The sequence below is a fragment of the Ralstonia pickettii genome (genome assembly GCF_016466415.2).
Classification (GTDB): Bacteria; Pseudomonadota; Gammaproteobacteria; order Burkholderiales; family Burkholderiaceae; genus Ralstonia; species Ralstonia pickettii.
On sequence record NZ_CP066771.1, the window covers coordinates 1,171,727 to 1,197,936 of the forward strand.

Annotated in this window: 23 protein-coding genes; 17 read left to right on the forward strand and 6 right to left on the reverse strand. The window is 63.0% G+C overall.

All coding sequences use genetic code 11. The features are described 5' to 3' along the window. Nucleotide 1 precedes the first annotated feature (1 nt). The 8 genes from ccoS to RP6297_RS05590 all read left to right on the forward strand — a co-directional run bounded on the left by ccoS (nucleotide 2) and on the right by RP6297_RS05590 (nucleotide 5,515). Entirely contained in the window at nucleotides 2-181 is a 180-nt protein-coding gene (ccoS, locus tag RP6297_RS05555) for a cbb3-type cytochrome oxidase assembly protein CcoS (protein WP_009238367.1), read from the forward strand. Nucleotides 182-276: 95 nt separating this feature from the next. Next, nucleotides 277-1,734: a cytochrome-c oxidase, cbb3-type subunit I gene (gene ccoN / locus RP6297_RS05560; RefSeq protein WP_009238366.1), complete on the forward strand. Its 1,458-nt coding sequence runs from the start codon at nucleotides 277-279 to the stop codon at nucleotides 1,732-1,734. Nucleotides 1,735-1,744: 10 nt separating this feature from the next. Beyond that, nucleotides 1,745-2,428, forward strand: a complete 684-nt coding sequence (gene ccoO, locus RP6297_RS05565; protein WP_009238365.1) for a cytochrome-c oxidase, cbb3-type subunit II — start codon at nucleotides 1,745-1,747, stop codon at nucleotides 2,426-2,428. Between the two features lie 3 nt (nucleotides 2,429-2,431). Beyond that, a complete protein-coding gene (locus RP6297_RS05570) occupies nucleotides 2,432-2,614 on the forward strand; it encodes a cbb3-type cytochrome oxidase subunit 3 (protein WP_009238364.1) in 183 nt (60 codons plus the stop codon). Nucleotides 2,615-2,626: 12 nt separating this feature from the next. Further along, nucleotides 2,627-3,550 carry a cytochrome-c oxidase, cbb3-type subunit III gene (gene ccoP, locus RP6297_RS05575; protein ID WP_009238363.1) on the forward strand — a complete coding sequence of 308 codons (924 nt, stop codon included), beginning with the start codon at nucleotides 2,627-2,629 and terminating at the stop codon, nucleotides 3,548-3,550. Continuing rightward, nucleotides 3,547-5,010, forward strand: a complete 1,464-nt coding sequence (ccoG, locus tag RP6297_RS05580) for a cytochrome c oxidase accessory protein CcoG (protein WP_009238362.1) — start codon at nucleotides 3,547-3,549, stop codon at nucleotides 5,008-5,010. Before ccoP ends, ccoG begins: the two co-directional genes overlap by 4 nt. Before the next feature lie 26 nt (nucleotides 5,011-5,036). After that, the gene (locus RP6297_RS05585) at nucleotides 5,037-5,264 is read left to right on the forward strand and encodes a FixH family protein (RefSeq protein ID WP_009238361.1); all 228 of its coding nucleotides are present in this window, start codon (nucleotides 5,037-5,039) and stop codon (nucleotides 5,262-5,264) included. Then, nucleotides 5,261-5,515 carry a hypothetical protein gene (locus tag RP6297_RS05590; protein ID WP_004626404.1) on the forward strand — a complete coding sequence of 85 codons (255 nt, stop codon included), beginning with the start codon at nucleotides 5,261-5,263 and terminating at the stop codon, nucleotides 5,513-5,515. Before RP6297_RS05585 ends, RP6297_RS05590 begins: the two co-directional genes overlap by 4 nt. Before the next feature lie 21 nt (nucleotides 5,516-5,536). On the opposite strand, the gene fnr is transcribed toward RP6297_RS05590, so the two are convergent. Continuing rightward, nucleotides 5,537-6,265 carry a fumarate/nitrate reduction transcriptional regulator Fnr gene (gene fnr, locus RP6297_RS05595; RefSeq protein WP_009277549.1) on the reverse strand — a complete coding sequence of 243 codons (729 nt, stop codon included), beginning with the start codon at nucleotides 6,263-6,265 and terminating at the stop codon, nucleotides 5,537-5,539. Between the two features lie 179 nt (nucleotides 6,266-6,444). On the opposite strand from fnr, the gene RP6297_RS05600 reads away from it, so the two are divergent. The 8 genes from RP6297_RS05600 (at nucleotide 6,445) to truB (ending at nucleotide 16,966) form a co-directional block, all read left to right on the forward strand. Beyond that, nucleotides 6,445-7,188 carry a sulfite exporter TauE/SafE family protein gene (locus tag RP6297_RS05600; RefSeq protein ID WP_009277548.1) on the forward strand — a complete coding sequence of 248 codons (744 nt, stop codon included), beginning with the start codon at nucleotides 6,445-6,447 and terminating at the stop codon, nucleotides 7,186-7,188. 488 nt (nucleotides 7,189-7,676) lie between these two features. Beyond that, complete coding sequence (gene scpB / locus RP6297_RS05605; protein ID WP_009277547.1) at nucleotides 7,677-8,510, forward strand: SMC-Scp complex subunit ScpB; 834 nt, start codon at nucleotides 7,677-7,679, stop codon at nucleotides 8,508-8,510. 90 nt (nucleotides 8,511-8,600) lie between these two features. Further along, nucleotides 8,601-10,385 carry a pseudouridine synthase gene (locus tag RP6297_RS05610; RefSeq protein ID WP_009238357.1) on the forward strand — a complete coding sequence of 595 codons (1,785 nt, stop codon included), beginning with the start codon at nucleotides 8,601-8,603 and terminating at the stop codon, nucleotides 10,383-10,385. A 206-nt stretch (nucleotides 10,386-10,591) separates the two neighbouring features. Beyond that, complete coding sequence (gene rimP, locus RP6297_RS05615; RefSeq protein ID WP_009238356.1) at nucleotides 10,592-11,080, forward strand: ribosome maturation factor RimP; 489 nt, start codon at nucleotides 10,592-10,594, stop codon at nucleotides 11,078-11,080. Next, nucleotides 11,077-12,552: a transcription termination factor NusA gene (gene nusA, locus RP6297_RS05620; RefSeq protein WP_009238355.1), complete on the forward strand. Its 1,476-nt coding sequence runs from the start codon at nucleotides 11,077-11,079 to the stop codon at nucleotides 12,550-12,552. Before rimP ends, nusA begins: the two co-directional genes overlap by 4 nt. Nucleotides 12,553-12,614: 62 nt before the next feature. Further along, nucleotides 12,615-15,509 (forward strand): translation initiation factor IF-2, encoded by a 2,895-nt coding sequence (gene infB, locus RP6297_RS05625; RefSeq protein WP_009238354.1) that lies wholly within the window; start codon nucleotides 12,615-12,617, stop codon nucleotides 15,507-15,509. A 127-nt stretch (nucleotides 15,510-15,636) separates the two neighbouring features. Further along, the gene (rbfA, locus tag RP6297_RS05630; RefSeq protein ID WP_004626422.1) at nucleotides 15,637-16,008 is read left to right on the forward strand and encodes a 30S ribosome-binding factor RbfA; all 372 of its coding nucleotides are present in this window, start codon (nucleotides 15,637-15,639) and stop codon (nucleotides 16,006-16,008) included. A gap of 1 nt (nucleotide 16,009) precedes the next feature. Further along, entirely contained in the window at nucleotides 16,010-16,966 is a 957-nt protein-coding gene (gene truB / locus RP6297_RS05635) for a tRNA pseudouridine(55) synthase TruB (RefSeq protein WP_012761803.1), read from the forward strand. Nucleotides 16,967-17,031: 65 nt separating this feature from the next. Here truB and RP6297_RS05640 read toward each other — a convergent pair whose 3' ends face one another. From RP6297_RS05640 to RP6297_RS05655, 4 genes are all read right to left on the reverse strand, one after another. After that, entirely contained in the window at nucleotides 17,032-18,588 is a 1,557-nt protein-coding gene (locus tag RP6297_RS05640; RefSeq protein ID WP_009238352.1) for a DHA2 family efflux MFS transporter permease subunit, read from the reverse strand. Nucleotides 18,589-18,591: 3 nt separating this feature from the next. Beyond that, nucleotides 18,592-19,893, reverse strand: a complete 1,302-nt coding sequence (locus RP6297_RS05645; RefSeq protein WP_009238351.1) for an HlyD family secretion protein — start codon at nucleotides 19,891-19,893, stop codon at nucleotides 18,592-18,594. Nucleotides 19,894-19,949: 56 nt separating this feature from the next. Beyond that, nucleotides 19,950-21,479 carry an AdeC/AdeK/OprM family multidrug efflux complex outer membrane factor gene (locus tag RP6297_RS05650; RefSeq protein WP_009238350.1) on the reverse strand — a complete coding sequence of 510 codons (1,530 nt, stop codon included), beginning with the start codon at nucleotides 21,477-21,479 and terminating at the stop codon, nucleotides 19,950-19,952. An 81-nt stretch (nucleotides 21,480-21,560) separates the two neighbouring features. After that, nucleotides 21,561-22,079 (reverse strand): MarR family winged helix-turn-helix transcriptional regulator, encoded by a 519-nt coding sequence (locus RP6297_RS05655; protein ID WP_009277542.1) that lies wholly within the window; start codon nucleotides 22,077-22,079, stop codon nucleotides 21,561-21,563. A 250-nt stretch (nucleotides 22,080-22,329) separates the two neighbouring features. On the opposite strand from RP6297_RS05655, the gene typA reads away from it, so the two are divergent. Further along, nucleotides 22,330-24,150, forward strand: coding sequence for a translational GTPase TypA (gene typA / locus RP6297_RS05660; RefSeq protein WP_009238349.1), 1,821 nt, complete (start codon nucleotides 22,330-22,332; stop codon nucleotides 24,148-24,150). A 325-nt stretch (nucleotides 24,151-24,475) separates the two neighbouring features. Here typA and RP6297_RS05665 read toward each other — a convergent pair whose 3' ends face one another. Next, nucleotides 24,476-26,065, reverse strand: coding sequence for a rhodanese-like domain-containing protein (locus RP6297_RS05665; RefSeq protein ID WP_009238348.1), 1,590 nt, complete (start codon nucleotides 26,063-26,065; stop codon nucleotides 24,476-24,478). Between the last annotated feature and the right edge of the window lie 145 nt (nucleotides 26,066-26,210).

A 26,210-nucleotide genomic window follows, 5' to 3' on the forward strand; every position in this document is an offset into this window, starting at 1 on the left:
CATGGAAACGCTGTTCCTGCTGATTCCACTGTCGCTGATGCTCGTGGTGGCGATCGTAGGCGCCCTTTGGTGGGCCGTCGGCTCTGGGCAGTACGACGATCTTAAAGCGCCGGCCGAATCGATTCTGTTGGACCCCGATACGCCCACGCGCGACGCAGTGTCGCGGGACGGAACTGCCTGACCACGTTGCCTGGGTTGCCTTGATGCACGTCAAGGCTCTCCAGCGGCCTGGTTCTTAACATGACCACATCACACCAACTATCTTGGGGAGCAAGCATGCAATCGTCCAGCGCGTTGCAGCCCACCCAGACCTTCAACTACCGCGTTGTCCGCCAGTTCTCGATCATGACGATCGTCTGGGGCATTGTCGGTATGGCGGTCGGTGCGCTGATCGCGGCCCAGTTGATCTGGCCGCAATTGAATTTTGGGGTGCCGTGGTTGACCTACGGCCGGCTGCGTCCTCTGCACACAAATGCCGTCATCTTTGCGTTTGGCGGCAGTGCGCTGTTTGCGACGTCGTATTACATCGTGCAGCGCACCTGCCAGGTGCGCCTGCTTTCCGACACGCTGGCCGCATTCACTTTCTGGGGGTGGCAGGCCGTGATTGTGGCGGCTGCGATCACCTTGCCGCTCGGGTACACGAGCTCGAAGGAATACGCTGAGCTGGAATGGCCGATCGACATTCTGATCACCGTGGTGTGGGTGGTTTATGCGATCGTGTTTTTCGGCACCATCATCAAGCGCAAGACCCGGCACATCTACGTGGCCAACTGGTTCTTCGGCGCTTACATCATCACCATCGCGCTGCTGCATATCGTCAACAACGCCGAGCTGCCGGTGTCGCTCTGGAAGTCGTACTCGGCATATGCCGGCGTGCAGGATGCGATGGTGCAATGGTGGTACGGCCACAACGCGGTGGGCTTCTTCCTGACCACCAGCTTCCTGGGCATGATGTATTACTTCGTGCCCAAGCAGGCTGAGCGACCGATCTATTCCTACCGCCTGTCGATCGTGCACTTCTGGGCGCTGAACTTCACCTACATGTGGGCGGGCCCGCACCACTTGCAATACACCGCGCTGCCGGACTGGGCACAGTCGCTCGGCATGGTGTTCTCGCTGATTCTGCTGGCGCCGTCGTGGGGCGGCATGATCAACGGGATCATGACCCTCTCGGGTGCCTGGCACAAGCTGCGCACGGATCCGATCCTGAAGTTCCTCGTGGTGGCGCTGTCCTTCTACGGCATGGCGACGTTCGAGGGCTCGATGATGTCCATCAAGACCGTCAACGCGCTGTCGCACTACACCGATTGGACGATTGGCCACGTGCACTCCGGCGCCCTGGGCTGGGTGGCGATGATCACCATCGGCTCGATGTACTACATGATTCCGCGCCTGTTCGGTCAACAGAAGATGTACAGCACGCGCCTGATCGAGGTGCACTTCTGGGTGGCGACCATTGGCGTGGTGCTCTACATCGCCGCCATGTGGGTTGCTGGCGTGATGCAAGGCCTGATGTGGCGTGCCACCGAGGCCGACGGCACGCTGACCTACAGCTTTGTCGAGGCGGTCAAGGCAACGTACCCGTTCTACCTGATTCGCTTGGCTGGTGGTCTGTGCTTCCTGGGCGGCATGCTGCTGATGGCATTCAACGTGTTCAAGACCATTCAGGGCAGCAAGGCAATCGATGCGCCGATTCCTCAATCGGCCCAGACCCCGATGGTCGCGGCTCAGTGAGGAGGGGAACATGAGCAACCAATCCAACAAGTTTTTCTCGCACGAGACGCTGGAAAAGAACATCGGCTTGCTGATTGCGATGACGCTCGTCGTCGTCAGCATTGCGGGCTTGGTGCAGATTTTGCCGCTCTTCTTCCAGCACTCGACCACTGAACCGGTCAAGGGCATCGCTCCCTATTCGCCACTGCGGCTGGCGGGGCGCGACATCTACATCCGCGAAGGCTGTGTTGGCTGCCACTCGCAGCAAGTGCGTACGTTGCGCGCCGAGACCGAGCGCTATGGCCACTATTCGCTGGCAGGTGAATCGGTGTTCGATCACCCGTTCCTGTGGGGTTCCAAGCGCACCGGTCCGGACTTGGCGCGCGTGGGGCAACGCTATTCGGACGACTGGCATCGCATCCACCTGCGCGACCCGCGTGAAGTGGTGCCCGAGTCGAACATGCCTGCATATGCGTGGCTGTCGAAGACGCCGCTCGACAACAGCGACATCGAAAAGAAGATGCACGTCCTGCGCCAGCTTGGTGTGCCGTACACGGATGCACAGATCGCCGGTGCGCGCGAGCAACTGGCCGGCAAGACGGAAGAAGACGCCGTGGTCGCCTATCTGCAAGGGCTGGGCGTTGAACTGCGCAACGTCCGGGACGTGGCTGCCGCGCCGGCTGCTGCACCTGCCACCGTTGCCGCCAAGGAGTAAGCCATGGCCATGCTGAGTGCAATTGCGACTGCCGTCTTCCTCGTGCTGTTCGTCTGTATTACCTGGTGGGCATTTTCCGCGCATCGCCGCGCTGCGAATGCGGAATCGGCCATGCTGCCCTTCCTGCTGCCCGATGAGGCCGAGGTCGCCGGTGCGCGCGCAGACGCGTCGCGCCCGCATCAATAAGGACACAGAATCATGAGCGACTTCATTTCGGAGTTCTGGGGGTACTACATCGCGGCGATCGCTCTGGTCGGCATCGTGTGGTGCATCTGGCTGCTGTTCTCACAGCGGCGTATTCAAGTGGCACCGGGGCACAGCGCTGGCGAAGATACCGGCCATGTCTGGGATGGCGATCTGCGTGAACTGAACAATCCGCTGCCGCGCTGGTGGATGTGGATGTTCCTGCTGTCGTGCATCTTTGCGTTGGGGTACCTGATCCTGTACCCGGGCCTGGGTGCATATGGCGGTGTGCTTGGTTTCTCGACACGCGGCGAGCTGGCCTCGCAGCGTGCGGCTGCCGACGCGCAGGTCCGCCCGCTCTATGAGCGCTATGCGGGCATGGACATCAAGCAGATCGCCGCCGACCCGCAAGCCCATGAGATCGGCCAGCGCCTGTTCCTGAACAACTGTGCGCAGTGTCATGGCTCAGACGCCGGCGGCTCGAAAGGCTTCCCGAACCTGACCGACAACGACTGGCTGTATGGCGGCGAACCGGAGACGATCCTGACCAGCATCACCAAGGGGCGTCACGGAGTCATGCCATCGCTGGCAGCGGTGGTGGACGGCAATCAGGCTGTCAACGTGGCCAACTACGTGCGCTCGCTGTCGGGCCTGGCTTACGACCCGATCAAGGCAGCGCGCGGTGAACCGACGTTCAAGTCGGTTTGCGCGGCCTGCCACATGGCAACCGGCAAGGGCAATCAGGCGCTCGGCGCCCCCAACCTGACCGACCGCGTCTGGCTGTACGGCAGTTCGGAAGCGACCATCGTCGAGACCATCCTCAAAGGCCGTGACAACACGATGCCGGCACACGAGAACCTGCTCTCGCCGGAGAAGATCCGCATGCTGGCGGCCTATGTCTGGGGTCTGTCGAACAGCAACACGAGTCACGCGCAATGAGCGACAAAGAACCAGCCTGGCGCCCGATGACGCCCGCCACTGCGGCGGCGGGCGCCGAGGACGCACCGACCGAGCAGATGCTCTATGAGGTCCGGCGCAAGATCTATCCGCGCGCCGTAACAGGCGCCTTTGCGCGTTGGCGCGTCTGGCTGGTGTTGGCCACGCAAGCCATCTTTTATGGCTTGCCGTGGTTTCAGTGGAATGGTCGCCAAGCAGTGCTGTTCGACCTGGGCGCCCGCAAGTTCTACCTCTTTGGCCTCGTGTTGTGGCCGCAGGATGTCATCTATCTGGCAGTGCTGCTGGTGCTATCGGCGCTGGCGCTGTTCCTGTTCACGGCGGTGGCGGGCCGACTCTTTTGCGGCTATGCCTGCCCGCAGACGGTCTACACCGAAATCTTCATGTGGATCGAGCGCCATGTCGAAGGCGACCGCTTTGCCCGCATCCGGCTCGACGGTGAGCGTTGGAGCCTGCGCAAGCTGCGTCTCAAGGTCACCAAGCATTCGGCTTGGGTGCTGATCGCGCTGTGGACGGGCTTCACTTTCGTTGGCTTCTTCACGCCGATTCGCGACCTGGGCATGGAGACCTGGACGCTGTCGCTTGGCCCTTGGCAGACTTTCTGGATGCTCTTCTATGCATTCGCGACATGGGGGAACGCCGGTTTCATGCGCGAGCAGGTGTGCCGCTACATGTGTCCCTACGCTCGTTTCCAGAGCGTGATGGTCGATCCCGATACCTACGTCCTGACTTATGACACCCTGCGCGGCGAGCCGCGCGGCAGTCGTTCGCGCAACGCCGATTTCGAAGCGCAAGGTCTGGGTTCCTGCGTCGACTGCAGCATCTGTGTACAAGTGTGCCCGACCGGCATCGACATCCGCCAAGGGCTGCAATACGAATGCATTGGTTGCGGCGCCTGCATTGATGCCTGTGATCAGGTCATGGACAAGATGCGCTACCCGCGCGGTCTGATCCGCTATACGTCCGAACGCGCAATGCGCGATCGGCTCAGCCCGAAGGACGCCCGGCGACATCTGCTGCGCCCGCGCGTGCTGATCTATACCGGGATCATGCTCGTGCTCATCACCGGCTTCATCATGGCATTGGCCATGCGCCAGCCGCTCAAGGTTGATGTGATTCGTGATCGTGGTGCACTGGCGCGCGAAGTGGACGGGGGCAAGATCGAGAACGTTTACCGCCTGCAGTTGATGAACGCGTCCGAGCTCCCCATGCGCGTGACCATCACAGCAGAGGGCATGCCGGAACTGGATGTGCAGGGCGGTCGTGGCGAGTCGACCACACTGGAGCTGCCACCGGCGGCCAACCGACTGCTGCCAGTGCGCGTACGCCGGCCAGCCGATGATGCCGCCCCCGGCTCGCACAAAATCCGTTTCGTCATCCACGCAGACAGCGGTAGCGCCAGCCTCGTACTGCGCGAACCGTCTAGCTTCATCGTGCCGCGCTGATGCGGCATCCCCAACAGGAGGCAACGATGCACGCAACGCAATCTTCCGCGCAGGCCCGTCCGTGGTGGTGCGAGCCCTGGCCGTGGCTGCTGATGGCAGGGCCGTTTGTCGCCATGATCGGCTGCGGCGTCACCATCTGGCTGGCGATATCGCATCCCGATGTCGCTATTCACGACAACGTCGTGCGCCACGGTTTGGTCGTTGAAAAGACGACCGTCACGCCGACACATGGTATTCACGCGGAGGCCCGATGAAGCGTCGACTGCTAATGTGGATTCTGTGGCCGGCATTTCTGTCGGCCGCGCTGGCTGAACTGGTGGTCTTTGCAGTGGTGGACCCCGCCGACCTGCGTTTCTTCGGCGAACAGATCACCGTGTCGGCCCAGGCGGTCTACACGGTATCGTTCTTTGTGTTCTGGTTGCTGTGCGGATTGTCGAGCGCGCTGACGCTCTACGTGTCCCCGGGCATCGGCAAACTGGAAGCGCATGAACACCCGCTCGTGTGAGCGGGCGCCATGGAAGGAGCTTCAAGCGGCTTGACCGCTCATGACCTGGCGCAGGCCGGCCAGGTCGATCAGCTTGACATGGCGTTGGCGGATCTGAATGAGGCCCGCTTCGGCAAAGCGCGAGAACAGGCGGCTGACGGTTTCGAGCTTGAGACCCAGATAGCTGCCCAGCTCTTCGCGGCTCATGCGCAGCACAAACTCTGTTGACGAATATCCCCGCTGGGCCGAACGCTTCGAGAGGTTAAGCAGGAACGCTGCGAGACGCTCCTCCGCACGCATGGAACCCAGCGTGAGCAGCATCAGGTGATCCTGCGAAATCTCCTTGCTCATGATGCGCAGGAACTGATGCTGCAGCGAAGGCAGCCGGCGCGAAAGGTGTTGCAGCTCGTCGTAGCGCACCACGCAGACTTCGGTATCTTCGAGCGCGGTTGCATCCGACACATGGCGCATATCGCCAATGCCATCGAGCCCGACGATCTCACCCGGCAGGTGGAACCCCGTGATCTGGTGCCGACCGTCTTCCAGCGTCAGATGGGTTTTGAGCGTACCGAAACGAATGCCGTAAACCGCTTCGAGCGGCTCCCCCAGGGAATAGAGCGATTGCCCCTTCTTAATGCGGATGCGCTCGCTGACCAAATCGTCCATCTTGCGCACGTCGTCCGAGTTCATTCCCACCGGCAGGCAGATTTGCCCGAGTACACAGGTGGAGCAACGCGAGGCGTGGTCGGTAAGTGCGATTCGAGTGAGCACGGGCGGGGCGACTGAATTTCGGGAAAGTGAAATGAGTAATTCTTGTGATGCAACTCAGCTTATTATAACGGCGACCTTCTTGTCCTCGGACATTTCCGATGCGGCAAAACGCGTCAATTACGCTTAGTTCGCAACAGCAAAACGAAAACCTTGGCCCATATCAAAAGAGCGTCAAAAAGATGAGTGCTGCAGCGCTTCTCAGCGTTTTTCTGATTGCATTGCTCGGCGGTGTGCATTGTCTGGCGATGTGCAGCGGGATCGCGCTCGCGGCCGAACGTGGAACTGTGGCGGTACGGGTCGTGTCGCGCCGCCGGCTATGGTTCGAGCAGGTCGTCATGCATGCCGGCCGGTTGACCACCTACGCGCTGCTTGGCGCAATCATGGGTGCGATGGGCGCGACCTTCTGGCGCCAGCAATGGCTGCCGATTCAACGCGGCTTGTTTGCCTTCGCCAGTGTATTGCTACTCGCCTATGGGACCATGCTGCTCGTGCGTTCCGCCGGAGATGCGTGGCGCAGTGTGTGGCTCGAGCGCTTGCTCGGCCGCGTCGCTGGCGGCCTGTCTCGGGGGGCTGCCACACTGGGCGGCACGCTGCAACGTCAGCCGCCGTTCCTACGCCGCTATATCACGGGTATGGCCTGGGGACTGGTGCCGTGCGGCATGGTCTACGGCGCATTGGCTGTGGCGTTGCTGGCAGGCAACGCTGCCTCCGGGGCGGTGGTCATGCTCGCCTTTGGTGCGGGTACGCTGCCCAACCTGTTGATGATGTCTGGCTTCGCTGGGTGGCTGCGCGGCTTGTCGCGCCGCCGGTGGGCGCGTGGCGCGGCCGGCGTCGCCATCGCCGGGTTCGGCATATGGGGGCTGGTGCACGCGATCTGGCTGCCAGAGATGCTCAACGCACACGGATTCTGTCTGGTACTGTAGGCGTTTAAAGCACGCGTAAATTGCCATCCGACCTGGGATAGGAAGGCTAGATCATCTTCCCGGTTGCGGCGCCGCTGGAAATTGCCCTACAATCGCTAACAATTCGATTCGCCACCCGCGCAAATCAACAATCCCAAGCGCGGCGCCAAGCGATGCCCTCCAGCGGTAGTGTCACCCTGGACAGTCGATTCGGGTGGACTGCCATTCTTCTTGGTAGTCGTCCGGTGCAGTATCCGTCCACATGGCGGCGGAAGAAATTGCCCTTGTGGTGCCTGACCGGCACCGGATCAACTCGCTCCTCCGGCCCTTACTTTGCGGGCACAGCCACTGCGTTTCGGTGCAGGGTCCAATTGAATCGATTGGCCTTTGCGCTCCGGGCCCGGGCGGGCAACAGCAACCAGAAATGCCGCGTGCGTCGCGGCGGGACGACAAACCTCAAGCGTGACGGCAATTCGCCGCGCGCGAGCAATGACGAGCCGCTCAACCCGATGAATACCCAAGAGGCGAAGATCGTCCTCGAAACCGCGCTGATCTGCGCGCAGGACCCGTTGCGAGTCAATGACTTGCGCAAGCTATTCGACGAAGATGTTTCCGCAGACACCATCCGTGTGCTGCTCGAGGAGCTGCGCCAGGACTGGCTGAATCGCGGTGTCGAACTGGTTGCGCTGGCCTCCGGCTGGCGTCTGCAGAGCCGCCCCGAGATGCGTGTGTATCTCGACCGCCTGCATCCGGAAAAGCCGCCCAAGTACTCGCGCGCCGTGATGGAGACGCTTGCGATCATCGCTTACCGCCAGCCGGTCACGCGCGGCGATATTGAAGACATTCGCGGTGTTACGGTCAACACGCAGGTCATCAAGCAGATTGAAGACCGCGGCTGGATCGAAGTCATCGGTCATCGCGACGTGCCCGGCCGCCCTGCGCTGTATGCAACGACCAAGCAGTTTCTCGATGACCTTGGCTTGCGCTCGCTGGACGAGTTGCCGCCGCTCGAAGATGCCCGCGCCCAGGCGCAGGCGAGCCTGCTGGAGCAGGGCGCCATCGAATTCGAGGGCGGCGCAATTGCGGTGGAAGAACTGACAGCGCTGGTCAACGACGTGCCGGAAGGTGCAGAGGCTTCGGTGGCGGAAGCGGCCGGATCGCCGGTTGCCGAGGCTTCCGTTGAGGCGGCTGCTGAAACACTAGCGCAACCTGAGATGGCGCCGCGCGACGAGCCGGCCCTGGAAACCGAGCCTCAAGCGGTGAGTGCGGCCGAGGTTGCGTCAGGGCCAGAACACAAAACACCGGTCGAGCCGCCCGCGGCTGCCGCCAATGAACATTCGTAACGCCATGCCCGCCGCGCAGTCCGCGGATGGCTTGAACCCCTAGATTTGAAAGACGTTGTGAGCACTCAGCCAGACTCCATGGATACACGTATGCCGGCCGACGCCGACGCTCAGCCGCCGCGACAAGACGGCGGTGATGGGACTGAGGCCACCCCTCGCCGCAAGGGATTGCGCCGAGGCTTGCGCAACCTCGTGGCTTCGCGCCGCCAGCAGCAGGAGGGTCGACCCGAAGGCGAAGTGGCTGAGGCGGGTGCCGCAGACGCCGGCCAAGCTGCGCAACCGCGCAAGAGCCGCGCCCCCCGGGCACGCAAGCCGAAAGAGGCAGTGGGAGAGCCGGCGGTCGTTGCCGCGGAAGGCGCAGTTCCTACGGAACAGGCGCCCGCCGAAGGGCAGGGCGAGCGACGTGGCCCGCGCGGCCGTTTCGGCAAGAATCGCCGTCGCCAGGGCGAAGGCCAGCCGGCAGAACGCGCGGAGCGCAGCGAGCGCACGGAAGGTGCAGTTGGCAAGAACGCGGGCGGTCGTGGCAAGCAGCAGAACCGCAACGGCAAACCGCAAGGCAAGGCGGGCGGCCAGAATCAGAATCGCGGCAGCAAGGGGCCGAAGGGCGGCAAGGGCTCAGAAGATGTCTTCCAATACGTGATTTCCGGTGCGTATGACTCGGAGGCCGACACCGGCGGCGCATCGCAGCCTCCCAAGACGCGCGAACTGACTTCCGATGATGACGCGCCCAAGCTGCACAAGATCCTGGCTGATGCTGGACTGGGTTCGCGCCGTGACATGGAGGATCTGATCCTGCAGGGTCGCGTCTCCGTGAATGGTCTGCCGGCCCACATTGGCCAACGCATTCTCGCGACCGACCAGGTGCGCGTGAATGGCAAGCTTATCCAGCGCAAGCTGCCGAACAAGCCGCCGCGCGTGCTGCTATATCACAAGCCGGCCGGTGAAATCGTCAGCCAGTCCGATCCGGAAGGCCGTCCGACCGTGTTCGATGCATTGCCGCGCATGAAGACTGGCAAGTGGGTCGCCGTGGGTCGCCTCGACTTCAACACCGAGGGCCTGCTGATCTTCACGACCTCTGGCGACATCGCCAACCGTTTCATGCATCCGCGCTATGGCGTTGAACGTGAATATGCGGTGCGTACGCTGGGCGAATTGGCTGAGACCGACCGCCAGAAGCTGCTGCACGGTATCCCGCTCCAGGACGGCGAGGCCAACTTCCTGCGCTGCGTCGACGGCGGCGGCGAGGGTGTCAACCACTGGTACCACGTGGCCCTGACCGAAGGCCGGAACCGTGAAGTCCGACGTATGTTCGAGGCGGTCAATCTGACCGTGTCGCGCCTGATCCGTACGCGCTATGGCAGCTTCGTGCTGCCGCGTGGCCTCAAGCGCGGCCGCTGGCAGGAGGTGTCGGCAGAGGACGTGCGTACGCTGATGGGCACGCTGGGCATGAAGGTGCCGACGGCGAGTTCTGGCGGCGGCCAAGATCGCCAGGGCAACCGTCGCCGTGGGCCCGCGCCGGTACTAATGGGCCCGATGTCGTCCGGTTTTGCTGGGGAAGCGAACTTCCAGTCACGCGGTATGGGCATCGAGAACGGGAATCGCGCGCAACCCGCGCAGCGCCGTCCGTCCAGCCCGCGTCAGCCGGATCCGATGCAGACGTCCATGGGCTACATCAATGTGGGAGGCCCGACCACGCTCACAGCGCGGACTCGTATGGGCGATCGTGCGAACGGCCGTGGCGGTGCGGGGACGGGTGGTGGCATGCGTGATGGCAATCGCATACCCGGCAACAAGCGCCCCGGAAAGAGCGCTGGCGGCATGCCGAACGGCAACAAGGCGCCACGCGGTGGTGGCAAACGCGGCGGTAAGCGTTAAAAATGCGGGCGTTGTGTGCGGCATTCGTCGCAACGCCCCATTTTGTGGCGGCTTTGGGGCAATTTTTGCGTTTTGCCTCGAAGCGTATTACAATGTGAGTCTAATCAAAAGTCATCCTGCAGAAGATGGGCGAATGATATGGGCGTTGCGCCCATTTTTTTTTGCTTCAGCAGGTTGGCCATACCGGGAAATTCTTCAGGAAAAACGTGCATCTGACTGATCTGATTGAGAAAACCCTCACCGCCATGGGGTATGAGCTGGTGGAAGTGGAGCGCGCGCCTGCCGGGCTGCTGCGCGTGTATATCGATCAGGCAGAGAACGGCGTCGTCATTGAAGATTGCGAAAAAGTGAGTCATCAACTCACGCGCGTGTTCGAAGTTGAAAACGTCAACTACGAACGGCTGGAAGTGTCGTCGCCTGGGCTGGACCGCCCGCTACGCACGCTCGCCGACTTCACGCGCTTCGCCGGCCTTGAGGCCAAGGTGACGCTGCGCTTGCCGGTGAATGGACAGAAGAATTTCACGGGAATCATTCAGGCTCCGACGGGCGAGCCAGGCCAGGAACGGATCGGCCTTGAGTTTGAGGGCAAGGAAGGCCCTGCGCTGCTGGAATTCACGCTGTCGGAACTCGACCGCGCCCGGCTGGTGCCCGTGCTGGACTTCAAAGGAAATCGAAACAAAGGGAACAAGCAATGAGCCGCGAAGTTCTGTTGCTCGTCGATGCGCTTGCGCGCGAAAAAAACGTCGACAAGGATGTGGTGTTCGGGGCGCTGGAAGCTGCACTGGCTTCGGCGACCAAGAAGCGCTTTGAAGAAGACGTGGATGTGCGCGTGGCGATCGACCGTGAGTCGGGCGAACACGAAACCTTCCGTCGCTGGCTCGTCGTTCCCGACGATGCAGGCCTGCAGGAGCCGGACAAGCAGATTCTGCTGTTCGAAGCCAAGGAGCAGAACCCTGACCTCGACGTCGACGATTTTGTCGAAGAGCAGATCGAATCGGTCGAGTTTGGCCGCATCGGCGCGCAGGCTGCCAAGCAGGTGATCCTGCAGCGCATCCGCGATGCCGAGCGCGAGCAGATCCTGAACGATTACCTGGATCGTGGCGAGAAGGTCATGACCGGCACGATCAAGCGCGCCGACAAGAAGGGCCTGATCGTAGAAACCGGTCGCGTCGAGGCGCTGCTGGCCCGCGACCAGATGATCCCGAAGGAAAACCTGCGTACGGGCGACCGCGTCCGCGCATACATCCTGAATGTCGACCGTACCGCACGCGGCCCGCAGATCGAGCTGTCCCGCACCTGCCCGGAGTTCCTGATCAAGCTCTTCGAAAACGAAGTGCCGGAAATGGAACAGGGCCTGCTGGAGATCAAGGCCGCCGCGCGCGATCCGGGCGTGCGTGCGAAAATCGCAGTCGTTGCACATGACAAGCGCATCGACCCGATTGGCACCTGCGTCGGCGTGCGCGGCACCCGTGTGACCGCCGTGCGTAACGAAGTTGGTGGCGAAGCTGTAGACATCGTGCTGTGGTCGGAAGACCCGGCGCAGTTCGTGATTGGTGCGCTGGCGCCGGCACAAGTGCAGTCCATCGTCGTGGACGAGGAAAAGCACAGCATGGACGTGGTGGTCGACGAGGAAAATCTCGCCGTGGCCATCGGCCGTAGCGGCCAGAACGTTCGCCTGGCGTCGGAATTGACCGGCTGGCAGATCAACATCATGACGCCGGCAGAATCTGCGCAGAAGCAGGCGGAAGAAAGCTCCGTCGTTCGTCAGTTGTTCATGGCGAAGCTGGACGTGGACGAAGAGGTTGCCGACATCCTGATCGAAGAGGGCTTCAGCTCGCTCGAGGAAGTGGCCTACGTGCCGCTGCAGGAAATGCTGGAAATCGAAGCGTTCGACGAAGACACCGTCAACGAGCTGCGTAATCGCGCTCGCGACGTGCTGTTGACGATGGAGCTGGCGAAGGAAGAAAGGGTCGAGAAGGTGTCGCAAGACCTGCGCGACCTCGAGGGGCTGACCCCGGAGCTGATCGGCAAGCTGGCCGAGGGGAACATCCAGACGCGCGACGACTTGGCCGAGCTGGCCGTGGACGAATTGGTCGAGATGACCGGCGTCGACGAAGAACAAGCCAAGGCGCTGATCATGAAGGCGCGTGAACACTGGTTTTCGTGAGTCGCATAAACGTTGATCGTTTATCGCAATCCTCACTGAAACCAAGCATCGAAAGGGTTTGAATGGCAAGCACAACAGTTGCCCAGCTCGCTGGCGAATTGAACCGTAGTGCATCAGCACTGCTGGAACAATTGCAGGCCGCGGGCGTGCAAAAGGCGACGCCGGAAGACGTCATCACCGAATCGGACAAGACCCGTTTGCTCGACTATCTCAAGCGAGCACACGGCAGCGCCGAGGATGGCGCGCGCAAGAAGATCACGATCACCAAGCGCGAAACCAGCGAAATCCGCCAGGCGGATGCCACGGGTAAGACGCGTACCGTGCAAGTGGAAGTCAAGAAGAAGCGCGTGCTGGTCAAGCGTGATGAGCCGAACGCGGCACAGGCTGAATCGGAAGCGGCTGAGGCTGCGCCGGTGGTCGATGCCGAGGAAGTCGCGCGTCGCGAGGAAGAACATCGTCGCCAGGCCGAATTGCTGGCTCGTCAAGAAGCCGAACTCAAGGCGCGCCAGGAAGCGATGGAGCGCGAGGAAGCTGAGCGGCGCGCCCGTCAGGAGGCCGCCGAGGCCGAGCAGAAGCGTCAGGCTGAACTCGCTGCCAAGAAAGCGGAAGAGGAGGCCGTTGCTGCCCGCGCTGCTGCTGAAGCGTCGGACGAAGCCCCGCGCCGCAAGGCCGAGGAAGACGCCGCGCGTCTGGCAACCGAGCGCGAAGCCGCGCAGAAGGCTGCTGACGAGGCGCGCGTCGCTGCCGACAAGATCAAGGCCGAGGAAGACGCCGCGCGTAAGCGCCGCGAAGCTGCCGAAGCAGAAGCCCGCGCGATCCGCGAGATGATGAGCGCCCCGGCTCGCGTGCTGAAGACGCCCGCCGAGCGGAAGGCTGAAGAGGTCAAGAAGGCAGAGCAATCGGGCACGCTGCATAAGCCTGTGAAGCCGGCCGGCGAAGCACGCCCGGCTGCGGCTGCCAAGAAGCCGGCTGCCCCGGCACCTGCCGCTGCTGCACCGAGCTCGCCGTCGGGTGACAAGAAGGGCGGTCGCGGCAAGTCGGGTTGGCAAGACGACAACCGTACCGGAAAGCGCGGCGGCCTGAAGACGCGCGGCGACACGGGCGGCGGTGCCGACGGCTGGCGCTCCGGCTCCAAGGGCGGCCGCAACCGTCATGGCGACGACAACCGCAATGCCTTCCAGGCACCGACCGAGCCGGTCGTGCGTGAAGTGCACGTGCCGGAAACCATCTCCGTTGCCGATCTGGCGCACAAGATGTCGGTCAAGGCCGCTGAAGTCATCAAGCAGATGATGAAGCTCGGCCAGATGGTCACGATCAACCAGGTACTGGACCAAGAGACCGCGATGATCGTGGTCGAAGAAATGGGCCACCAGGCGGTCGCAGCCAAGCTGGACGATCCGGAAGCGATGCTGGTTGGGGACGTGCAGGAGCAAACCAACGCCGAAGCCGAAACCCGTCCGCCGGTTGTCACCGTCATGGGCCACGTCGACCACGGCAAGACCTCGCTGCTGGACTACATTCGTCGCGCCAAGGTTGCGGCGGGCGAGGCCGGTGGCATCACGCAGCACATCGGCGCGTATCACGTCGAAACCGATCGCGGCGTCATTACGTTCCTGGACACCCCGGGCCACGAGGCCTTCACGGCCATGCGTGCACGCGGTGCGAAGGCGACCGATATTGTGATTCTGGTAGTGGCGGCCGACGATGGCGTCATGCCGCAGACGAAGGAAGCCATCGCGCACGCGAAGGCGGCCGGGGTGCCCATTGTGGTTGCGATCACCAAGGTCGACAAGCCCGAAGCCAACCCCGACCGTGTCAAGCAGGAACTGGTGGCTGAGAGCGTGATTCCGGAAGAGTACGGCGGCGATGTGCCGTTCGTGCCGGTATCCGCCAAGACTGGCGAAGGTATCGACAGCCTGCTGGAAAACGTGCTGCTGCAAGCCGAAGTGCTGGAACTCAAGGCGCCGGTCAACGCGCCGGCCAAGGGTCTGGTGGTGGAAGCGCAGTTGGATAAGGGCAAGGGTCCGATCGCTACGGTGCTCGTGCAGAGCGGTACGCTCAAGCGCGGCGACGTGGTGCTTGCGGGCACCGCCTATGGCCGCGTGCGCGCCATGCTGGACGAAAACGGCAAGCCGGCCAAGGAAGCTGGTCCGTCGATCCCGGTGGAAATTCAGGGTCTGTCGGAAGTGCCGGGTGCCGGTGAAGAAGTGCTGGTGCTGCCGGACGAACGTAAGGCACGCGAAATCGCGCTGTTCCGCCAAGGCAAGTTCCGCGATGTGAAGCTGGCACGCCAACAGGCTGCCAAGCTGGAAAACATGCTGGAACAGATGAGCGAAGGCGACGTGAAGTCGCTGCCGCTGATCATCAAGGCCGACGTGCAGGGCTCGCAGGAAGCGCTGGTGCATTCGCTCAAGAAGCTGTCGACCGACGAAGTGCGTGTGCAGATTGTGCACGCTGCCGTGGGCGGTATCACCGAGTCGGACGTCAATCTGGCAACCGCGTCGAAGGCCGTCATCATCGGCTTCAACACGCGGGCCGACGCCGGTGCGCGCAAGCTGGCGGAAAACCACGGCATCGACATCCGCTACTACAACATCATCTATGACGCTGTGGATGAGGTGAAGGCGGCGATGTCGGGCATGCTGTCGCCGGAGAAGCGCGAAGAGACGACGGGCCTTGTCGAGGTGCGCCAGGTCTTCCACGTGCCGAAGGTTGGCGCAGTGGCTGGCTGTATGGTGCTGGACGGCTTCGTCAAGCGCAATTCGCTGGTGCGGGTACTGCGTGCGAACGTGGTCATCTTCTCGGGCGAACTCGATTCGCTCAAGCGCTTCAAGGACGACGTGAAGGAAGTGAAGCAAGGCTTCGAGTGCGGCCTGTCGATCAAGAACTTCAACGACGTTCAGGAAGGCGATCAGCTCGAGGTCTACGAGATCACTGAGGTGGCGCGTACGCTGTAATACGTTGGCCGGGCGCTGCGGTGTCCGGCTCGACTTTGCGACGGTGGCCCGGGCGCGTCCCGCGCCACCGTTTTGTCTTTTTGGGCCAGCCGGCGCATGCTGTCGGCGCCCATGTGAGGAATACTCTATGCCGAAGAAATCCGGATCGGCCGCTGGCCGCAACGTGCGCATCGCCGATCAGATCCAGCGCGATCTGGCCGAGTTGATCCAGCGCGAAATCAAGAACCCGGCAATGGGCCTGGTGACGCTGCAATCCGTGACGCTCACGCCAGACTACGCGCACGCCAAGATCTACTTCACGGTGCTGGGTGCCGAGCCGGAAGTCGCCGGCGCCATCCTGAACGAGAAGGCGGGCTACCTGCATTCGCTGTTGTTCAAGCGCCTGCACATCCATACGGTGCCGACACTGCATTTCCACTTCGACGGTTCGGTCGAGCGCGGTATCGAGATGTCGCGCCTGATCGATGAGGCCAACGCCACGCGTGCCAAAGACGATTGAGATGGCTGAGCACCAAGTGCCCAGGCCCCAAAAGCCGCCGCGGCGTGATGTGCATGGCGTGCTGCTCCTAGACAAGCCGATCGGCTGGTCGAGCAACGATGCGCTGATCCGCGCCAAACGCCTGCTGTGGGCCAAGAAGGCGGGGCACACCGGCACGCTCGATCCGCTTGCTACGGGCCTGTTGCCCCTGTGTTTTGGCGAGGCGACCAAGTTTTCGCAGGATCTGCTCGATGCGGACAAGACGTACGAAACCGTCGTGCGCCTCGGGATCAGGACGAGTACCGCAGACGCGGAAGGCGAGGTGCTGAGCGAGCGCCCGGTATCGGTCACGCCCGAGCGACTGCAGGCAGCCATCGCGCGCTTCGTCGGCGAGATCGACCAGGTGCCGCCGATGCACTCGGCGCTGAAGAAGGACGGCAAGCCGCTGTACGAGTACGCCCGTGCGGGGCAAACGGTGGAACGTGCTGCGCGTCGGGTAACGATCTACGGGATTGATCTGCTGGCAACCGACCTGCAATCGGCCGAACCGACGATCACGTTACGCGTGTCATGCAGCAAAGGCACCTACATCCGTACGTTGGGTGAAGACATTGGGGAGGCGCTGGGCTGCGGCGGGCATCTGGTTGCGCTGCGTCGCACCCAGGTGGGCAACCTCACGCTGGACGGCGCCGTGACGCTCGAAGCGTTGGACGCTGCTGCTGAAGATGCACGTGGTGCATTGCTGGCGCCGGTCGATGCGCTGTTGCAGACATTGCCGCGCGTGGAGCTGGATGCGCAAGAGAGCCGTCGCTTCCTGCATGGCCAGCGCTTGCCGTTGCAATTGGCGTTGCCGAATGCTGACCAGGTGCGCGTCTACGGCGTGCGTGACGCGATCGCGGCGGATGCCACTGCGTCGCTGCTCGGAGTGGCTGCCTGGCAAGGCGGTGTGCTCCGGCCGGAGCGGCTCGTGCATCTTTGAGCCGATCGGTTGACCAAAAAAAGCCACGCGTAGCTGCGTGGCTTTTTTGTTCGCGCGATCTTGGATCAGTGGGCGCCGGCTGCCGCTTCCGCACCGGCGGCAGACTTCGCTGGCTTGGTCAACCAGATGAAGACGATCAGCACGATAAACAGCACGGCCGAAATCCAGAAGATATCGTTGGCACCCAGCATGGCGGCCTGCTGCGAGATCACGCGTTCGATCACGCCATTGGCCTGCAGGTTGGGCATGCCCAATTGCGTGTACTGGTTGATCGACGACGCATAGGCCGGGTTGTACGGATTCACGTGTTCAACCAGTTGCGCGTGGTGCAGGGCGGAGCGGTTGTCCCACACCGTGGTCGAGATCGATGCACCGATACCGCCGAACATGATCCGTACGAAGTTCGACAGACCCGATGCGGCCGGAATCCGCTCAGGCGACAGGCCCGACAGGATGATCGACGTGAGCGGGATGAAGAACATCGCCATGGCCGCGCCCTGGATCAGCGTCGGGATCATCAGCGTCCAGGTATCCACTTGCACGGTAAAGCGCGAGCGCATCCAGAACACCAGCGCGAAGGTCATAAACGCCGTGGTCGCGACCCAGCGTGCATCCATCTTCGGCAGGTTCTTGCCGATCACGGGCGAGAGAATGATGGCGAAGATGCCCACCGGTGCCATGATCAGGCCCGCATCGGTGGCGGTGTAGCCGACGATGGTCTGCAGCCATAGCGGCAGGATCACGAGGTTGCCGAAGAACAGGCCGTACGCCACGGAGATGGCGACGACACCCGCGCTGAAGTTGCGGCCCTTGAACAGCGTCAGATCCACCACGGGGTGATCTTCGGTCAGCTCCCATATGAGGAAGAACGCGAAGCCCACGATGGCGACGACCGTCAGCACCACGACTTCGGTCGAGTTGAACCAGTCGAGTTCCTTGCCGCGATCGAGCATCAACTGAAGCGAGCCGACCCACAGGATCAACAGCGCCAGGCCGATCTTGTCGATGGGCAGCGAACGTGTCGGCGATTCACGGTCCTTGTAGATGACCCACGTCGCATAAGCAGCCAGGATGCCCACCGGGATGTTGATGTAGAAGATCCAGGGCCAGCTCATGTTGTCGGAGATCCAGCCGCCGAAGATCGGGCCCATGATTGGCGCGACCAGCGTCGTCATACCCCACAGCGCCAACGCCATTGAGCTTTTGGCGGGCGGATAGGTCGACAGCAGCAACGATTGCGACAGCGGAATCATTGGGCCCGCCACAGCGCCCTGGATGATCCGGGCGGCGATCAGCATGCCCATATTGGGCGCCAGCCCGCACGCCCAAGACGACAACACGAACAGCAGGATCGACGTGACGAACAGGCGCACTTGCCCGAAACGCTGCGTCAACCACCCCGTAAGCGGCACCGAGATGGCATTGGCCACCGCAAACGAGGTGATGACCCACGTGCCCTGGTTCGGGGCCACGCCGAGGTCGCCCGAAATGGCCGGGATCGACACGTTGGCGATGGACGAATCCAGCACGTTCATGAAGGTGGCCAGCGACAGCGCAACTGTGCCGATCGCCAGTTTGGCGCCGGTCAGTGGCGGTAGCGGCTTGGGCGCGGCGGTAGCCATGCGTCAGACCTTGGGTGCGGGTTGCGAAGTGCGCGGAGCCGATACGGCCGGCACGTTGGAAGCGGCCGGCGCCGTTGCACCGCCGCGACCTGCGTTGGCGCTGATGATGCTCGCGATGACCTGATCGGCGTCCTTGCCGGCCTGATCGTAGACGGTGGTTTGCAACGGCGATGCAGCCGGTGCGGTGGCCAGGCTCTGGCCGCCTTCATCATGGATGTCGACCTTGGCTTCCATCGACAGACCCACACGCAGCGGATGGTCCTTCAGCTCCTTCGGGTCGAGCGACACGCGCACCGGCAGGCGTTGCACCACCTTGATCCAGTTGCCGGTGGCGTTCTGTGCCGGCAGCAGCGAAAACGCCGAGCCCGTACCCGCCGAGAAGCCGACCACCTTGCCGTGGTACGTCACGCTGCTGCCATACACGTCGGCCACCAGTTCAACCGGCTGGCCCACGCGCATATGGCGCACCTGCACTTCCTTGAAGTTGGCGTCCACCCAGAGCTGATCCAGCGGCACGATGGCCATCAGCGGCGTGCCAGGCGCGACGCGCTGGCCGACCTGCACCGAACGCTTGGCTACATAGCCCGTGACAGAGGCGGGCAGGCTCGTACGCGCATAGGCGAGATAAGCCTCGCGGACCTTCGCCGCGGCTTGCAACACGTTCGGGTGACGCTCCAGCGTGGTCTGCTCGGTCAGCACGCGGTTGCCCTGCAGTTGTTCCTTGGCGGCTTCCAGGGCGGACTGCGCAGCCTGCACAGCGGTTTGTGCGTGCGAGATTTCTTCCTGCGAGACGGCGCCCGTACCGGCGATCTGCTTGCGGCGCGCCAGATCATCCTTGGCCTTGGCGAGATCGCTCTCGCGCATGGCGAGCGTGGCGGTGTAGGCGCTGGTGTTCGAATAGAGCGTGCGTACCTGGCGCACCGTCTGCGCTAGCGCGGCTTCGGCCTGCTCTAGTGCGACGCGCGCATCGGCACGGTCCAGTTCGATCACGGGCTGGCCGGAGGTCACAAGCTGCGTGTCATCGGCGCGAATGGCGATCACGGTGCCCGCCACCTGCGGCGTCACCTGGACCACGTTGCCTTGCACGTATGCATCGTCGGTGGACTCGAACCAGCGGCCGTACAGGCCCCAGTAGAGGCCGTAGCCGACGCCGGCAACCACCAGTGCGGCGGCCAGCGTGGTCAGCATGCGCTTGCGCTTGCCGTTGCCGTTGCCGTTGCCGTTGCCGTTGCCGGTAGGCGTTGCCGCGGGGGCTGCGGGCGCGGGAGCAGCGGACGGTGCGGCTTGGGGCTTGTTGTCACTCATGATGTTGGCTCGAAAGAATGCGTTGGAACGGTCGGTTCAGTTCAATTCAGTACAGGTCAGCCATGCGAGGCGGCGGCCTCAGGCTTGGCGCCCGGCAGGTCTTCTGCCGTATAGCCGCCGCCGAGGGCCTTGATGAGGGCCATCTGTGCGTCGAGTCGGCGTGCCTGCAGGTCGGTCGCGAGCTTGCGTTGCTGCAGCACGGTCGTCTCGGCATTCAGCACCACCAGCTGGGTGCCGAGGCCTGCGCTGTAGCGCGTACGGGCCAGGCTGTAGGCGCGCTCGGCCTCGCTCAGGGCGGTACGCTGGATCGCGATCTGAGCATCGATGCTGTGCAGCGCGGTGATCTGGTCAGCGGTGTCGTGCAGGGCTTCGGTCAGCGTCTGGTTGTAGCTGGCGACGGCGGCGTCATAGTTGGCGTACTTGCCCCGCAGGTTGGCGCGCAGCTTGCCGCCCTCGAAGATCGGCAGCTTGAGCGCCGGACCGATGCCGAGCTGACGCGATGCGCCGAGCAGCAGGTTTTCCGGCGCGATCGAAGCCAGCCCCAGGAATGCAGTCAGGCTGATATCCGGCAGGAACTGTGCCTTGGCCACGTCGATGTCCTTCGACGCTGCTTCCACTCGCCAGCGTGCAGCCACGAGATCCGGGCGGCGGCCGATCAGATCGATGGTCAGATTGTTCGGCAGCTTGGGCGTGGCTTGTGCGAGTAGCGTCGGGCGCGCAATCGTCAAGCCGCGGTCCGGGCCCTTGCCCAGCAGCGCAGCCAGCTGGTTGCGTGCCAGCGTGATCTGCTCGTCAACCTGCTCCAGTTCCGTCTGCGCGGCAGCCACGTTGGCGCGCGCCTGCGTGGTCTCGACTTGCGTATCCAGGCCGGCACGCAAGCGTTGGCCGGCAAGGTTGGTCAAATCCTTGCGCTGCGCGATGGACCGTTCGGCCACGTCGCGCTGCGCGTAGAGTGCAGCCAGCTTGGCGTAGGTGCGTGCCACCGTGGTCGACAGCATCAGTCGCGAAGCCTGGCTTTCCGCTTCGATCGACTTGTCGTCGGACAGCGCGGCTTCCAATGCGGAGCGATTCTTGCCCCAGAAATCCAGGTCGTAACTCACGCCTAGCTGGATCTTCGATTCTGTGAACCAGCGGCCGGCCAGCGGCGTGCCTTCAAACATGTCGTATTCCGATAGACGCTGGCGCGTCATGTCGGCATCGAGCCCGACGCTCGGATACAGATTGCCGCGCACGACATCGGCCATCGCACGCGAAGCTCGGACGCGGGCAAAGGCGACTTGCAGGTTCGGGTTGTCCTTGATGGCCTCATCCACCAGCGCGCGCAATTGCGGATCGTTGAACTGATCGACCCAGTTCTGCGAAGGCCACTGGCCGCCTTCTGAGGGCAACGATTGCGCGCTCGCCAGCTGCCCCGGTGATGTCAGCGTCTGCGTGCTATGCGAATTGCCGAGGTTCGCGCAACCAGCCAGCACGGCCAGCGTCACGGCGGAAAGCGCCACGCCCAGGCGTGCCGGCCATTGCGCGCGCGTGTTGCCAGCGCGGCTTAGGGGCGAAGGTGCCTGAGGGGCGGAGTTCAAGGCGTTCATGTTGTTCGATGTATCAAGCGGTCGGGGAGAGCAAGAAGCGTTTGGTGCTGCGTGTCCATTTCGGACAAGGTGGCGTCAGTGTCAGTGATCGGCGGGGCGCATGCGGTGGCCCTCCGTGGCGGCACCGTTGTCGAGAATGCGCTTGAGAAGTCCGCGCAGCGTATCGACGTCGCCCGGCGTGAAGCCGGCAAAGAAACGGTTCAGCACGTGCGTATAGATGGCCGGCATGCGGTCGGCCAAGTCCCGGCCGGCTTCGGTCACCTCCAGATGCACGACGCGGCGGTCGGATTCGCTGCGCACGCGCTCGATCAAGCCGCGCTTTTCCATGCGGCTGAGCATGCGTGTAAGCGAACCGATGTCGGTGTTCAGTTCGCGGCCGAGGTCGGTCGCGGTCTGGCATCGGCCGTTAGCGAGCAGCACCAGGCAACTGGCCTGGGAATGGGTCACGTCCATCGCGGCAACTTCCTGCTCGATGGCCATGGACAGCGCTGTCTTGGCGCGCCCCACGAGGTAGCCCACGCTTTCGCACATGCGGTAGTCCTCCACCCGGAAGAGCGTTCCGGCAGCAACTTCGGTGGCGGGTCTTGTCTGTTTGGACATCTTATGTATGCACAATCATTGTCCGGACAAATATACGAATTGACGCAGCAAACGGCAAGGTACTGAATGTGTGATTCCAGTTTTAGAAATAATGAGTGATCCTATATTCACCCGATCCACGTTCCTTCACCGATTCGTCAACGAGTGTCATGTCTTGCGCATCGCAGCATGCTAGAATGTCAGGTTATTCCGCGAGCTGAATTTGGGTGCTGTCCCGGGCTCGTGTCACGTCTTTTCGAGTTCACATTCCATGCGCGCGCTTCGCAACATCGCCATCATTGCCCACGTTGACCACGGCAAAACCACACTGGTCGACCAGCTCCTTCGCCAAGCCGGCACGTTCCGCGAGAACGAACAGATCGCCGAGCGCGTGATGGATTCGAACGACATCGAAAAAGAGCGCGGCATCACGATCCTGGCCAAGAACTGCGCGGTCGAATACAACGGCACGCACATCAACATCGTCGACACGCCGGGGCACGCGGACTTCGGTGGTGAAGTGGAGCGTGTGCTCTCGATGGTCGATGGTGTGCTGCTGCTGGTGGATGCCGTGGAAGGCCCGATGCCGCAAACGCGTTTTGTGACGCGCAAGGCGCTGGCCCTGGGCCTGAAACCGATCGTCGTGATCAACAAGGTGGACCGCCCGGGCGCGCGTCCGGAGTGGGTGATCAACCAGACCTTCGACCTGTTCGACAAGCTGGGCGCCAATGATGACCAACTCGATTTCCCGGTGGTGTATGCATCGGGCCTGAACGGCTACGCCGGCCTGACCGACGACGTGCGCGAAGGCGACATGAAGCCGCTGTTCGAGACCATTCTCGACAAGGTGCCGCAGCGTAACGACGACCCGAACGGTCCGTTCCAACTGCAGATCATCTCGCTGGACTACTCGAGCTACGTCGGCAAGATCGGCGTTGGCCGCATTACGCGTGGCCGCGTGCGTCCGCTGCAGGACGTGGTGGTCAAGTTCGGCCCGGAAGGCAACCCGATCAAGGGTCGTATCAATCAGGTGCTGAAGTTCCGCGGTCTGGAGCGCGAACTGGTGCAGGAAGCCGAAGCTGGCGACATCGTGCTGATCAACGGTATTGAAGAACTGGGCATCGGCTGCACCGTGTGTGCGCCGGACGCCCAGGAAGCCCTGCCGATGCTGAAGGTGGACGAGCCGACGCTGACGATGAACTTCTGCGTCAACACCTCGCCGCTGGCAGGCCGTGAAGGCAAGTTCGTGACGAGCCGCCAGCTGCGCGACCGTCTGGACCGTGAGCTGAAGTCGAACGTGGCACTGCGCGTGAAGGACACCGGCGACGACACGGTTTTCGAAGTGTCGGGCCGTGGCGAACTGCACCTGACGATTCTGGTGGAAAACATGCGCCGTGAAGGCTACGAGCTGGCCGTGTCGCGCCCGCGCGTGGTGTTCAAGGAAATCGACGGTGTGAAGTGCGAGCCGTTCGAGCGCCTGACCGTGGACGTGGAAGACGGCCACCAGGGCGGCGTGATGGAAGAGCTGGGCCGCCGCAAGGGCGAACTGCTCGACATGGCGTCGGATGGCAAGGGCCGCACGCGTCTGGAATACCGCATTCCGGCCCGTGGCCTGATCGGCTTCCAGGGCGAATTCCTGACGCTCACGCGCGGCACGGGCCTGATCAGCCACATCTTCGACGACTACTCCCCGGTCAAGGAAGGCGACCTGGGCGAGCGTCACAACGGCGTGTTGATCTCGCAGGACGACGGCGCTGCCGTGGCCTACGCGCTGTGGAAGCTGCAGGATCGCGGCCGCATGTTCGTGTCGCCGGGCGACGCGCTGTACGAAGGCATGATCATCGGCATCCACAGCCGCGATAACGATCTGGTCGTCAACCCGATCAAGGGCAAGCAGCTGACCAACGTGCGTGCGTCGGGTACCGACGAAGCCGTGCGCCTGGTCCCGCCGATTCAGATGTCGCTGGAATACGCGGTGGAATTCATCGCCGACGACGAGCTGGTGGAAGTCACGCCGAAGAGCATCCGCCTGCGCAAGCGTCACCTGAAGGAGCACGAGCGCAAGCGCGCATCGCGCGAAGAGGCGGTCTGATCGACATCGATCTGCCAGAAAAACGCCCCGAGATTCCGGGGCGTTTTTTTTGCTCGGCGATAACGCTGGCGTTATGCCCGAATGCGCGCGAAGCTCGTGCCGGATCTTCGACCAGGTCTTGCGCATATTCCAATCCGATGTGCGGGTGCCCGATCGGGCGGGCCAGCTACAGACTAATCCGCACTAGTAGGCGTGCCCCGCCACATTGCTGATCGTTGCCAGGCTTTCATATCCGCCCCACGAGGCGCCGATGCCGAACGGCGTCAGCGCATCGACGAAGCGTTTCGGGGGGGCGCATGGTGCGTGGGTCTCAAAGATGTGAGCGTCATGGCTGCGTGGCAGCGGCGCCCAGGCGAAAAGCGCCAAGTTCCTGCGCGTCGAGCTGGGCGAGCAGGCCGGTTTCCCAGGCCAGATATTGCCTTGCCGCAGCTTTATTGCCGTCATGCCGATCATGCACGAAGAAGAGATAGTCGATGCAAGCGGTGTCGGGCGGGACGTTCTCGGAACCTTCGGTGGCGTAGCCGGCAGCAGTCCACGCGGCAATGCCGCCCGCGAGCAAGTTCAGTCGCGATGCTGCCTCAGGTGCTCTGGCGCTCCAATCTGCCGCTGCGAGTGCTGCGATGCGCGGGTCGTCGGCGATCAGCACGGTATCGCGGTCCGGGGCCAGGGCTGGCAAGCGTGGACGAATGGCCCATGTGGCACCGGGCACGTGGGCGCGGCGAAAGCTCATGCTGGGGCGCAGGTCGATCACATGTGCGGTGCCGGCCGCGAGCGCAGTGGCGAGTGCTTGCGCGCTGAACTCGGGCAACGGCTGCGGCAACGCTGTTGTGGTTGCCGGCAGGCTCGCATGGCTGGCTAGGCCGTCGCGCAGCACATAGGCATCGTGACCAAGTTGCCGCAGCCAGCTGGCAACGATGGGCGCGCGGACGCCGTCGGCATCGAACAGCACGAGGCGCGCGTTGCGCACGCCGACGTACTGATCAGTTGCCTGGATCAACTGGCCGCCCGGCGCATGCTGGGCGCCTTGTAGGCTGCCAGAGGCGAATTCCTCAGGTGTGCGGACATCGCACAGGTAGAGGCTGTGTTCGCCTTGTGCAACCCAGCGTGCGAGCGTTGCCGCATCCACCTCGGGCACGGCAAAGCGCACGGCAAGTTGCTGACTGGCCTCGCGCATGTCCTTGACGGTAGCGGGCGCAACGACATCGGGATAGCGGCGGGTGCTGCCGTGTTCCAGTGGAAGGTCTTCCAGATACCAGCCTTGCGTGCCGTTCTCCAGCGCCATCACGGGGTTCGGGATGCCGAGGCTGATCAGCGTCTGCGCACCGATGATGCTGCGCGTGCGGCCCGCGCAGTTGACGACGATTGGGGTGGTTGCATCGGGGACAAGCTCGCGGATGCGCAGCCCCAGTTCGCCGTTCGGGCAGCAGATCGACGACGGGATCGTCATCTTCAGATATTCGCAGACGGGGCGGCCGTCGACGATGACGACGTCGTCGCTTCGTTCCCGCATGGCCGCTAGTTCGCGTGCGGTGACGCGCGGCGTGTGGTACGCCCTCTCCACGAGTTCTCCGAAAGTTTTGGATGGCACGTTAACGCCGGCAAACAGCGTAAAGCCTGCCTGCGCCCAGGCTTGTGCGCCGCCTTGCAGTACGTGCACGTTGGTGTAGCCGATGGTGCTCAGGCGATCGGCCGCGCGATCGGCAACGCCATCGTCGTCGTCATAAACGACCATGCGAACCGCGCGGCGTGGCGCAAGGCGCGGGGCGTCAATCTCAAGTCGGCTGTACGGCAGCGGGACGGCGTAGAAGAGGTGGGCTTCGCCGTACTGGCCGTGCTCGCGCACGTCGAACAGCGCGATCTCTGCGCCGTCGTGCAGCCACGCTTTCAGGGTCTGGGCGGTAACGGACGATGTCATCTCGATGCGAAACGAATCAAAAGGGGTTAGCGACGCCCCTCCGCGCAAGCAGCGCGAATTGCAGGCAACGCGATGCGGGTTGCGCCTGAAACCGATTCAGGGTCGGACTGTGATTTTCCTGCGGCTCGGTATCGGCCCGAACGTA

Bases quoted from the DNA above. Each gene is read 5' to 3' on its own strand.
- ccoS (WP_009238367.1), top strand. From the start codon at position 2: ATGGAAACGCTGTTCCTGCTGATTCCACTGTCGCTGATGCTCGTGGTG.
- ccoN (WP_009238366.1), top strand. From the start codon at position 277: ATGCAATCGTCCAGCGCGTTGCAGCCCACCCAGACCTTCAACTACCGC.
- ccoO (WP_009238365.1), top strand. From the start codon at position 1,745: ATGAGCAACCAATCCAACAAGTTTTTCTCGCACGAGACGCTGGAAAAG.
- RP6297_RS05570 (WP_009238364.1), top strand. From the start codon at position 2,432: ATGGCCATGCTGAGTGCAATTGCGACTGCCGTCTTCCTCGTGCTGTTC.
- ccoP (WP_009238363.1), top strand. From the start codon at position 2,627: ATGAGCGACTTCATTTCGGAGTTCTGGGGGTACTACATCGCGGCGATC.
- ccoG (WP_009238362.1), top strand. From the start codon at position 3,547: ATGAGCGACAAAGAACCAGCCTGGCGCCCGATGACGCCCGCCACTGCG.
- RP6297_RS05585 (WP_009238361.1), top strand. From the start codon at position 5,037: ATGCACGCAACGCAATCTTCCGCGCAGGCCCGTCCGTGGTGGTGCGAG.
- RP6297_RS05590 (WP_004626404.1), top strand. From the start codon at position 5,261: ATGAAGCGTCGACTGCTAATGTGGATTCTGTGGCCGGCATTTCTGTCG.
- RP6297_RS05600 (WP_009277548.1), top strand. From the start codon at position 6,445: ATGAGTGCTGCAGCGCTTCTCAGCGTTTTTCTGATTGCATTGCTCGGC.
- scpB (WP_009277547.1), top strand. From the start codon at position 7,677: ATGAATACCCAAGAGGCGAAGATCGTCCTCGAAACCGCGCTGATCTGC.
- RP6297_RS05610 (WP_009238357.1), top strand. From the start codon at position 8,601: ATGCCGGCCGACGCCGACGCTCAGCCGCCGCGACAAGACGGCGGTGAT.
- nusA (WP_009238355.1), top strand. From the start codon at position 11,077: ATGAGCCGCGAAGTTCTGTTGCTCGTCGATGCGCTTGCGCGCGAAAAA.
- infB (WP_009238354.1), top strand. From the start codon at position 12,615: ATGGCAAGCACAACAGTTGCCCAGCTCGCTGGCGAATTGAACCGTAGT.
- rbfA (WP_004626422.1), top strand. From the start codon at position 15,637: ATGCCGAAGAAATCCGGATCGGCCGCTGGCCGCAACGTGCGCATCGCC.
- truB (WP_012761803.1), top strand. From the start codon at position 16,010: ATGGCTGAGCACCAAGTGCCCAGGCCCCAAAAGCCGCCGCGGCGTGAT.
- RP6297_RS05640 (WP_009238352.1), bottom strand. From the start codon at position 18,588: ATGGCTACCGCCGCGCCCAAGCCGCTACCGCCACTGACCGGCGCCAAA.
- RP6297_RS05645 (WP_009238351.1), bottom strand. From the start codon at position 19,893: ATGAGTGACAACAAGCCCCAAGCCGCACCGTCCGCTGCTCCCGCGCCC.
- RP6297_RS05650 (WP_009238350.1), bottom strand. From the start codon at position 21,479: ATGAACGCCTTGAACTCCGCCCCTCAGGCACCTTCGCCCCTAAGCCGC.
- RP6297_RS05655 (WP_009277542.1), bottom strand. From the start codon at position 22,079: ATGTCCAAACAGACAAGACCCGCCACCGAAGTTGCTGCCGGAACGCTC.
- typA (WP_009238349.1), top strand. From the start codon at position 22,330: ATGCGCGCGCTTCGCAACATCGCCATCATTGCCCACGTTGACCACGGC.
- RP6297_RS05665 (WP_009238348.1), bottom strand. From the start codon at position 26,065: ATGACATCGTCCGTTACCGCCCAGACCCTGAAAGCGTGGCTGCACGAC.